Raw genomic sequence first — 9,885 nt, forward strand, 5'->3', positions numbered from 1 at the left:
CCTTGCGTTCAGGTTTCGACCTGATGTGCAGAAAGTTTTGCGGAAAATCAATCCCGGTTCGGCGGGACCGCGTCAGAAGGCCAAGTGGTACCTGATCAAACCCGAGTTCACACCGGGGTTGAAGTTCTGCGTGCTGGCGTTGGATTTGTGCGTAATTGCCAGTGACAATTTGTTTCCGTTGTTCAGCTTGTACCCGACGCCCAAGAGGCTGCGGATTTGAAAATCACCGCCAAGGTCGTTCAATTGATCGCCTTCGGAGAAATATCCGGGCATGATGCTTCCTTCAACGAACCACCGATCCGAAAAGGAATAGACGCCGATCAGGCCAATTCCGATATGGACATCCGCCGCGGCGTCAACAGTCAGGGCACCGCCCCACGCCGCAGAAAGGCGTTCGGTCTGATAGAACGGGCGGTGGTGGTACTCAAAAGAAACAACAGCCTCGTCATCGGCAAACGGGTCTGAAAAGTCGGAAAATCCTGCGCCGAAAATCAGCGATTGTGCATGTGCCGGGTGACAGGTCACAAAAAGCGCCAGAAGGGCTGAAAGGTACTTCATATCCACTATTTACTATGTGTTTATTTGCAACGTTCTAGCTGAGAATCTTAATGCATGGGAATCGCGCCAGGCAAGAACGTTGCCGCCGTACGGCGAGGCGCTGTTGCAAATCTGACTGCCCTGCCTTTTGACGCTCCGGCTTGCGCATCCCATCGGACCTGCATAGAAGCGGCCCGCAAATGCTATGCAGGAGGCCGTCATGGGCTTTAGAATGGGAATTGTGGGTCTGCCGAATGTGGGCAAGTCGACCCTGTTCAATGCGCTGACCAAAACCGCAGCCGCGCAGGCGGCAAATTTCCCGTTCTGCACGATTGAGCCGAATGTCGGGGATGTGGCCGTTCCGGATGATCGCCTCGATAAGCTGGCCGCGATAGCATCGTCCAAGCAGATCATTCCGACCCGCATGACCTTCGTAGATATCGCCGGGCTGGTGAAGGGGGCGTCAAAGGGCGAGGGCTTGGGTAACCAGTTTCTGGCCAACATTCGCGAAACCGATGCGATTGCGCATGTCCTGCGCTGTTTCGAAGATGGCGACGTGACCCATGTGGACGGCCGCGTCGATCCGGTCGCCGATGCTGACACGATCGAGACAGAACTGATGCTGGCCGATCTGGAAAGCATCGAAAAGCGCCGCGCCAATCTGGTGCGCAAGCTGAAGGGCAACGACAAGGAGGCGCAGCAGCAGGACCGTCTGCTGGCCGCTGCGCAAGAGATGCTGGAAAACGGCAAACCCGCCCGTCTGGTTGAGGTCTCGGACGAAGACTCCAAAGCGTGGAAGATGCTGCAACTGCTGACCACCAAGCCGGTGCTTTATGTCTGCAATGTCTCCGAGGAAGAAGCCGCCGAGGGCAACGATTATTCTGCCAAAGTCGCTGAAATGGCCGCGGCGCAGGGCAATGCGCATGTCATCATCAGTGCCAAGATCGAGGAAGAGATCAGCCTGCTTGAAGACGACGAGGCGCAGATGTTTCTCGAGGAAATGGGCCTCGAAGAACCCGGCCTCGACCGTTTGATCCGCGCAGGTTATGACCTGCTGAAGCTGGAAACCTATTTCACCGTCGGCCCAAAAGAAGCCCGCGCCTGGACGATCCGCACCGGAACCGCTGCGCCTCAGGCCGCGGGCGTGATCCACGGGGACTTTGAAAAGGGCTTCATCCGTGCCGAAACCATCGCCTATGACGACTACATCGCCGCCAACGGCGAGCAGAGCGCGAAAGAGGCGGGCAAGATGCGGGCCGAGGGCAAGGGCTACATCGTCAAAGACGGTGACGTGATGCACTTCCTGTTCAATACCTGATCACAGGACGGCGTCTCAGCGTGCCTGTCAGGTACTCTTCTGCCTGCGACGGTGGCTCAGTTCGATAGCCCCGAGGACACGTCCGCCTCGGCTGGCGATACAGCGCGCTGATACAGGTGCCATGTGGTGTGACCGAGGATCGGCAAGGTAAAGATCAGACCTAAAAAGGCCGGAACCAGCGACAACAGCATGGTTGCCGATATGATCATCGCCCAAGTCAGCATGACCACCGGGTTTTCCGTAACAACACGAACAGACGTCAGCATCGCGGAAACAAAATCGGTTTCCCGGTCGAGCAGCATCGGCATGGCAACGACCGTGACCGAAAACAGGACAATCGACAGGAACGCACCCACACAGGTGCCAACAGCGAGGAATGTCCAGCCTTGCGGCGTAAAGAATACCGTGTGCAAAAAACCGTCGAAGTCCGAAAACGAGGCGTTTTGCAAGATAATCGCCAGCCACAGACGTACCTGATAAATCCAAACCCAGAAAATGAACAGGGTGACGAACGCCATCCAACCCATCTCGCGCTTACGTTGATTTGCCATCACGGTAAGGATCTCGGACCATCCGAACGGTTCACCGTTTTGCAATCGCCGGGACATTTCATAAAGCCCGGCAGCGGCAAACGGCGCAACCAGTGGAAAGCCGACAATTGCGGGAATGATCATCCAGATCTTGCCCAGCCAGACCAGGACCCAGACCATAAGAATCCCAAAAAGCGCATAGAACAGGCCGAAGAAACCGCTCATGAAAGGGCGTGCCAAAAAATCGGAAAAGCCGGCCTTTAGCGAGGCCGTGATATCATCGGCGGTCACCGTCCTGATCTCTGGCATCGGTTGTCGCGGCGTCAGGTTGTCCGGCGATTTGGAACCTGCGGTTTTGGATGTCATGACAGCCTCCTCTCAGAACTCGGCGCATCCTTGGTTTGATTACCAACACACCCAGCAGTGAAACTGGTATCCCCCATCCTTGCACAAGAGTGTATCAGATGAAGCCGCAGAGCAAGAAGGGGGGAGGACCTTGGGTCGTGCTTGCCCGTCGATATGTGTTAACTGGCCATAATGGGCTGAATCCATTCGCCAGTGCCCACTTTCCCAAGACCCCTAAAAACCGCTAGTGTAGCGTTCGACCTGCCATCAGAGAAAACCTCGAATGATCGAAATCCGCGACCTGCAATTGCTCAGCGCGTTGGCGCGGCATCGCCACTTCGCCAAGGCGGCGGAAGAGTGCGGGATATCTCAGCCCGCGTTTTCGATGCGCATCCGCAACCTTGAAGATCGGCTGGGCGTGTCCATCGTCCGCCGGGCCAACCGGTTTCAGGGTCTGACCGACGAAGGTGAGTTGATCGTCCAGCGGGCGCGGCGCATTCTTGATGAAACCAAGGCGCTGGAACAACAGGTGCTTGCCTCAAAGGGTGAGATCACGGGCACGCTGATCCTCGGCGTGATCCCGACCGCGATTGCTTTCACCGGGCGTCTGACCAAACGACTGCGCGCGGCGCATCCCCGGATCGTAACGCGCATCGAAACCATGTCCGCCACAGCGATTCAGCACCGTCTGGACGAAGGAAGCCTGGACGCGGGCATCACCTATGGTGACAGCATCGGCACCGATCTTCGACGGGTTCAGGCCCTGTACGAAGAAACCTATGTGCTTTTGGTGCCGTCTCACATGGTCGACGAAACCGGCCCGATCCCTTGGGCGCGCGTGGCTGAATTCCCGTTGAGCCTGCTGGAGCCGCAGATGCAGAACCGGCGCATTCTGGATCGCATTTTCGCGGAACAGGGTCTGCACCCGGATATTGTCGCGGAAACCAGCGGTTTTACGGCCTCGATGGTCATGGCACGCGAAGGATTGGCGGCGACCGTCGTCCCCCGCGTTTTGGTTCGCGCCTTGGGAGATCTGAAGGGGACAAAGGTCCTGCCCTTGGTCGATCCGGTTGTCAGCAAACCGATTTGTCTGGCGACTTTGACACGGGATCCCGAATTGCCAACCGTCGAGGCTTTGCGGGCTGTGGTGACGTCTTTGCGGTGATAAGCTGTCGTTATCGTGCCATTTCGATATGCGATTTGACGATATGCTAGTCTGATGAGACACGGGGCCTCAATCGGAGGGCATCATGGCACCATTAGATACCAAGCCATCAGGCGCACCCAAGGGCGTCTGGAAGTCAGGTAAAGGCAAGGGGCGGCACACGCCCAAAGGCCGTCAATTCACGGATGAGGCGCAGGCCGAAATCGCACGCCTGCTGGGCGATCGCCCACGCCGCCGCGACCTGCTGATCGAATTTCTGCACCTGATTCAGGATGAACACGGCCATATCAGCGCCGACCATATCGCCGCCTTGGCGGTTGAGATGCGGGTTGGTCAGGCCGAGATTTACGAGACCGCGACTTTCTATGCTCATTTCGACGTGGTGAAAGAGGACGAAACGCCCCCGCCCGCGCTGACCATCCGTGTCTGCGATTCCCTGTCCTGTGAGATGGCTGGTGCCCAGCTGCTGAAAAAGGCGTTGGAAGACGGTCTGGATGCATCCGAAGTTCGTGTTGTGCGAGCGCCTTGTATGGGCCGCTGTGACACCGCCCCGGTGCTGGAGATCGGTCACAACCACATCGACCATGCGACACCAGAAAAGGTGCAGGCCGCAATCGAGGCGAATGACACCCACGCGCATCTGCCTGATTACGAGACCTTCGCCACATACGAAGCGAACGGCGGTTACGCCAAGCTGAAAGAGCTGCGTGAGGGCGGCGATTGGGAAAAGGTGCAGGAAGATGTCCTGTCCTCGGGCCTGCGCGGTCTGGGCGGCGCTGGCTTCCCGTCCGGCAAGAAATGGGGCTTTGTTCGCATGAACGAAGGCCCGCGCTATCTGGCCGTGAACGGGGACGAAGGCGAGCCGGGGACGTTCAAGGATCGCTACTATCTGGAACGCACGCCGCATGTTTTCCTCGAAGGCATGTTGATCGCCGCATGGGCGGTCGAGGCAGAGACCTGCTTTATCTACATGCGTGACGAATATCCGGCGGTGCTGGAAATCCTGCGCCGCGAGATTGCCGCGCTGGAACAGGCCGGAATTGTCGAGAAGGGCTATATTGATCTGCGCCGGGGTGCTGGCGCTTACATTTGCGGTGAAGAATCCGCGATGATCGAGTCGATTGAGGGCAAAAAGGGCTTGCCGCGCCACCGTCCTCCGTTCGTGGCGCAGGTTGGGGTCTTTAACCGTCCGACCTTGGTGCACAATGTCGAAACCCTCTATTGGGTTGCGAAAGTCTGCCGCGAAGGGCCCGAGTGCCTCAACAGCACCGAAAAGAACGGTCGCAAGGGCCTGCGCAGCTATTCGGTCTCGGGTCGCGTAGCGAAGCCGGGTGTTTACCTGCTGCCTGCGGGTTCGACCATTCTGGACGTGATCGAAGCTGCCGGTGGTATGGTCGAAGGGCAGACCTTCAAGGCGTATCAGCCGGGTGGGCCGTCCTCGGGTCTGCTGCCTGCGTCGATGGACGATATCCCGCTGGATTTCGACACGCTGCAACCACATGGCACCTTTATCGGCTCTGCCGCCGTGGTGGTTCTGTCCGATCAGGACACCGCCCGCGACGCGGCGCTGAACATGCTGCGCTTCTTCGAAGACGAAAGCTGCGGCCAGTGTACGCCCTGCCGCGCAGGCTGCGAAAAGGCAGTGAAACTGATGCAAGCCGACAAGTGGGACACCGATCTACTGGAAGATCTGTGTCAGGTCATGGGCGACGCCTCGATCTGCGGTCTGGGGCAGGCGGCCCCGAACCCGATCCGCCTGGTCATCAAACACTTCGCTGACGAAATCTGAGGGAGACTGAGCCATGCTTGACGCAAGCCCAACCAAGACCGTCACCTTCAACCTGAACGGCGATGACGTCACCGTGCCCGAGGGCACCACGATCTGGGAAGCGGCCAATGGCCGTGGACTGGTGATCCCGCACCTGTGCCACAAACCGGCGCCCGGCTACAAACCCGACGGCAACTGCCGCGCCTGTATGGTCGAGGTGGAAGGCGAACGCACTCTGGTCGCCTCGTGCATCCGTCCAGCAGCCGAGGGGATGGTTGTCAAAACAGACACCGGCCGCGCCGAGAAATCGCGTGCGATGGTCATGGAACTGCTGGTGGCCGACCAGCCCGAGCAGCCGCATGATGCCTCGAGCCACTTTTGGGACATGGCCAAGCTGAACGAAGTCAGCGAAAGCCGCTTCCCGGCGAAAGAGCCCGAGAAAATTCCTCTGCTGGATGACAGCCACATCGCGATGCGGGTCAATCTGGATGCCTGCATCAACTGCAACCTCTGCGTTCGGGCCTGCCGAGACGTGCAGGTCAATGATGTGATCGGCATGGCGGGCCGTGGTAATACGGCTCAAGTGGTGTTCGACCAAAATGACCCGATGGGGGATTCGACCTGTGTGGCTTGTGGCGAATGCGTTCAGGCCTGCCCGACTGGCGCGCTGATGCCCGCCACCGTGCTGGATGATCAGCAGGTGGGTGACAGCAAGGACTACGATTCCGAGACCGAAAGCGTCTGCCCGTTCTGCGGCGTGGGCTGCAAGGTCTCGCTGAAGGTCAAGGACGGCAAGGTTAAGTATGTCGAAGGCATCAATGGCCCCGCCAATGAAGGCCGCCTGTGCGTCAAAGGCCGCTTTGGTTTCGACTACATCCACCACCCGCACCGCCTGACCAAGCCCCTCATCCGGCGCGAAGATGCGCCTGAGAAGGGCCTGAACGTCGATCCGGGCAACCTGTCGACCCATTTCCGCGAAGCGAGCTGGGACGAGGCGATGGATCTGGCCGCCACCAAGCTAATGGCCTTGCGCGACGAAGACCCGCGCAGCGTGGCGGGCTTTGGCTCGGCCAAGTGTACCAACGAAGAAGCCTACCTGTTCCAGAAGTTCATCCGTCAGGGCTTCCGCCACAACAACGTCGATCACTGCACCCGTCTGTGCCACGCGTCGTCGGTGGCCGCGTTGATCGAGAATGTCGGTTCGGGCGCTGTGACTGCGACCTTCAACGAGATCGAAAACGCGGATGTGGCGATCATCATCGGGGCGAACCCGATTGAAAACCATCCGGTCGCGGCGACCTATTTCAAGCAGTTTACCAAACGCGGCGGCAAGCTGATCGTCATGGACCCGCGCGGTGTCGGGATGCGCAAGTTCGCAACCGAGATGCTGCAATTCCGTCCGGGTGCCGATGTCTCGATGCTCAACGCGATCATGAACGTGATCGTCGAGGAAGAACTCTATGACAGCCAATACATCCACCGCTGGACCGAGAACTGGGAGGCCGAGAAAGAGCATTTGCGTCAGTTCACGCCCGAGGCGATGGCCCCGATCTGCGGCATCGAGCCAGATCAATTGCGTCGCGTGGCCCGCATCTTTGCGCGGGCCGAGGCCGGTCTGATTTTCTGGGGCATGGGTATCAGCCAGCACATCCACGGCACCGACAACTCACGCTGCCTGATCTCGCTGGCCCTGATGACTGGCAATGTCGGTAAACCGGGCGCAGGTCTGCACCCGCTGCGCGGCCAGAACAACGTTCAGGGTGCATCCGATGCGGGCCTGATCCCGATGTTCCTGCCGGACTACAAGACGGTTACGGATGACAATATCCGGGCGCAGTTCACCGAGGTTTGGGGGTCCGACGACTTCTCGAACGAGAAAGGCCTGACCGTTACCGAAATCATCGATCAGATTTATGCGCGTAATATCAAAGGGATGTATATTCTGGGTGAAAACCCGGCCATGTCGGACCCGGATGTGGGCCACGCGCGCGAGGCGCTGGCCAAGCTGGACCTGATGATCGTGCAGGACATTTTCCTGACCGAAACGGCGAACTATGCCGACATCATCCTGCCCGCCTCGGCGCTGTACGAAAAGAACGGCACGGTGTCGAACACCAACCGTCAGGTTCAGCGTGTGCGTCCTGCTGTGACCCCTCCGGGCGAGGCGCGTGAAGATTGGGCGATCACGGTCGATCTGGCGCAGCGCATCGGGCTGAACTGGGAATACACCGACGTGTCTCAGGTCTTTGCCGAGATGAAGTTGACCATGGAGTCGCTGGACAACATCACTTGGGATCGGCTTGAAACCGAGTCGATAACCTACCCATCGCTCAGTGAAACAGATCCCGGTCAATCCATCGTGTTCGGGGATGGCTTCCCGCGCACGGATGGTCGGGCGCGGTTCACGCCAGCCAGCATTATCCCGCCGGATGAAGCCCCGGATGAAGAATATCCGATGATTGCCACCACGGGCCGTCAGTTGGAGCACTGGCACACCGGATCAATGACCCGCCGCGCCAAGGTTCTGGACGCGGTAGAGCCAGAGGCGAACTGTTCCATGAACCCGCGTACGCTTAAACTCATGGGAATTGAGCCGGGCGAGACGATCCGTCTGACCACCCGTCGCGGCTCGATCGACATCATGGTGCGCGCCGATCGGGCGATTGCCGAGGATATGGTCTTCATCCCGTTTGCCTACGTCGAGGCTGCGGCGAACATCCTGACCAATTCGGCCATCGACCCCTATGGCAAAATCCCCGAGTTCAAGTTCTCGGCCATACGCGTCGAAAAGATCGAAGACGCTATCGCGGCGGAGTAAACCCACAAAGGCGGCCCCACTGGCCGCCTTTTTCATCTCTTGACAGTGGGTCGCCTGCGGCCAACCCTGACGCGGCAACCAATCCGGGAGAGGTTTATGCCGCGCCGTTTTGTCGATCTGTCTGTTCCGCTCGAAGCCGGTATCGTATCGGACCCGCCGATCATGTTGCCCGAGATCGAGTACATGACCCATGACCAGACGGCCGAACAGGTTATGGCCTTCTTTCCGGGGCTGAAGAAAGAAGACCTGCCCGGCGGTGAAGGCTGGGCCATCGAGCGATTGCAGATCGCGACCCATAACGGCACCCATCTCGACGCGCCGTATCACCACCATTCGACGATGAACAACGGCGAGCGCGCGATTACCATCGATGAAGTGCCGCTGGAATGGTGCATGAATCCCGGCGTAAAGCTGGATTTTCGGCATTTTGACGATGGATACGTCGCAACAGCCGCAGATATCGAGGCCGAGTTGGCCCGGATCGGTCATGACCTGCAACCGTTGGATATCGTGGTCGTGAATACCTCTGCCGGAACGCGTTACGGCCAGCCAGATTATCTGCTCAAGGGGTGCGGGGTCGGGCGCGAGGCGACCTTGTATCTGACCGAAAGGGGCGTGCGCGTGACCGGCACAGATGCCTGGAGTTGGGATGCGCCTTTCCCGCTGACGGCGCAGGAATACGCCCGCAAACAGGATCCGACGATCATCTGGGAAGGCCACCGTGCCTCGATGGAGGTTGGGTATTGCCATATCGAGAAGCTGACCAATCTCGAAGACCTGCCCCCGACAGGGTTCGAGATTTCGTGCTTCCCGTTCAAGATCAAAGGCGCATCCGCGGGGTTCGTCCGGGCTGTTGCGATTTTCGATGATAGGGGCGCGGCATAATGCAGTCTTCTCCTCTTGGCGGTCATGACGGACCTTATGCAGCCCCGATTGAAGTTGACGGAATCCGGGTTTTGCCAGAATGGATCGATTACAACGGCCATATGAACGTGGGCTATTATGGCGTCGCATTCGATCTCGCGTTCGAGCGCGTGCTGGTGGATCAACTGGGCCTGGGCGAGCTACAGGTTCAGGCACTGGGGCAGGGGCCTTACATCCTGCAATCACATCTGAATTTCCTGCGCGAGGTGAAGGCAGACGATACCTTCTGTTTCCATTTTCGCATGTTGGATGCCGATCAGAAACGAGGCCACTATTTTGCGCAGATGAAATCAGCATCGGATCATCAACTCTGCGCCACGCAGGAAGCGCTGTTCATGAATGTCAGCCATACGACGGGGCGGGCAGAACCCTATCCCGATTGGGCAACAGCGCGGCTGGCACAGATGGTTCGGGATCACGCCGTGCTGGAGCCTGCGCCTCAGGTGGGGCAGCAAATCGGTATTCGGCGGAAGTAAGGCG

The 9,885-nt window shown here is 58.8% G+C and carries 8 protein-coding genes; 6 read left to right on the forward strand and 2 right to left on the reverse strand.

Features of this window, described 5'->3' with window-relative positions; genetic code table 11:
- Positions 1 to 72: 72 nt before the first annotated feature.
- Positions 73 to 558 (reverse strand): acyloxyacyl hydrolase, encoded by a 486-nt coding sequence (locus tag RA28_RS18745; protein WP_039532131.1) that lies wholly within the window; start codon positions 556 to 558, stop codon positions 73 to 75.
- 199 nt (positions 559 to 757) lie between these two features.
- On the opposite strand from RA28_RS18745, the gene ychF reads away from it, so the two are divergent.
- Positions 758 to 1,855 (forward strand): redox-regulated ATPase YchF, encoded by a 1,098-nt coding sequence (ychF, locus tag RA28_RS18750; protein WP_039532591.1) that lies wholly within the window; start codon positions 758 to 760, stop codon positions 1,853 to 1,855.
- Between the two features lie 56 nt (positions 1,856 to 1,911).
- Here the strand turns inward: ychF and RA28_RS18755 are convergent, their stop codons facing one another.
- Positions 1,912 to 2,751 (reverse strand): DUF2189 domain-containing protein, encoded by an 840-nt coding sequence (locus RA28_RS18755; protein WP_039532133.1) that lies wholly within the window; start codon positions 2,749 to 2,751, stop codon positions 1,912 to 1,914.
- 262 nt (positions 2,752 to 3,013) lie between these two features.
- On the opposite strand from RA28_RS18755, the gene RA28_RS18760 reads away from it, so the two are divergent.
- From RA28_RS18760 to RA28_RS18780, 5 genes are all read left to right on the forward strand, one after another.
- Entirely contained in the window at positions 3,014 to 3,895 is an 882-nt protein-coding gene (locus RA28_RS18760; protein ID WP_039532135.1) for a LysR family transcriptional regulator, read from the forward strand.
- 85 nt (positions 3,896 to 3,980) lie between these two features.
- Positions 3,981 to 5,684: an NAD(P)H-dependent oxidoreductase subunit E gene (locus RA28_RS18765; protein WP_039532137.1), complete on the forward strand. Its 1,704-nt coding sequence runs from the start codon at positions 3,981 to 3,983 to the stop codon at positions 5,682 to 5,684.
- A 13-nt stretch (positions 5,685 to 5,697) separates the two neighbouring features.
- Positions 5,698 to 8,481, forward strand: a complete 2,784-nt coding sequence (gene fdhF, locus RA28_RS18770) for a formate dehydrogenase subunit alpha (protein WP_039532139.1) — start codon at positions 5,698 to 5,700, stop codon at positions 8,479 to 8,481.
- Between the two features lie 96 nt (positions 8,482 to 8,577).
- Positions 8,578 to 9,366 (forward strand): cyclase family protein, encoded by a 789-nt coding sequence (locus tag RA28_RS18775; RefSeq protein WP_039532141.1) that lies wholly within the window; start codon positions 8,578 to 8,580, stop codon positions 9,364 to 9,366.
- The gene (locus tag RA28_RS18780; RefSeq protein WP_039532144.1) at positions 9,366 to 9,881 is read left to right on the forward strand and encodes a thioesterase family protein; all 516 of its coding nucleotides are present in this window, start codon (positions 9,366 to 9,368) and stop codon (positions 9,879 to 9,881) included. The genes RA28_RS18775 and RA28_RS18780 overlap by 1 nt, the downstream gene beginning before the upstream one ends.
- Positions 9,882 to 9,885 lie beyond the last annotated feature (4 nt).

The organism is Ruegeria sp. ANG-S4, assembly GCF_000814005.1.
Taxonomy (GTDB): Bacteria; Pseudomonadota; Alphaproteobacteria; order Rhodobacterales; family Rhodobacteraceae; genus Ruegeria.

Excerpts from the sequence above, each read along its gene's own strand:
- RA28_RS18745 (WP_039532131.1), bottom strand. The coding sequence starts at position 558 with ATGAAGTACCTTTCAGCCCTTCTGGCGCTTTTTGTGACCTGTCACCCG.
- ychF (WP_039532591.1), top strand. The coding sequence starts at position 758 with ATGGGCTTTAGAATGGGAATTGTGGGTCTGCCGAATGTGGGCAAGTCG.
- RA28_RS18755 (WP_039532133.1), bottom strand. The coding sequence starts at position 2,751 with ATGACATCCAAAACCGCAGGTTCCAAATCGCCGGACAACCTGACGCCG.
- RA28_RS18760 (WP_039532135.1), top strand. The coding sequence starts at position 3,014 with ATGATCGAAATCCGCGACCTGCAATTGCTCAGCGCGTTGGCGCGGCAT.
- RA28_RS18765 (WP_039532137.1), top strand. The coding sequence starts at position 3,981 with ATGGCACCATTAGATACCAAGCCATCAGGCGCACCCAAGGGCGTCTGG.
- fdhF (WP_039532139.1), top strand. The coding sequence starts at position 5,698 with ATGCTTGACGCAAGCCCAACCAAGACCGTCACCTTCAACCTGAACGGC.
- RA28_RS18775 (WP_039532141.1), top strand. The coding sequence starts at position 8,578 with ATGCCGCGCCGTTTTGTCGATCTGTCTGTTCCGCTCGAAGCCGGTATC.
- RA28_RS18780 (WP_039532144.1), top strand. The coding sequence starts at position 9,366 with ATGCAGTCTTCTCCTCTTGGCGGTCATGACGGACCTTATGCAGCCCCG.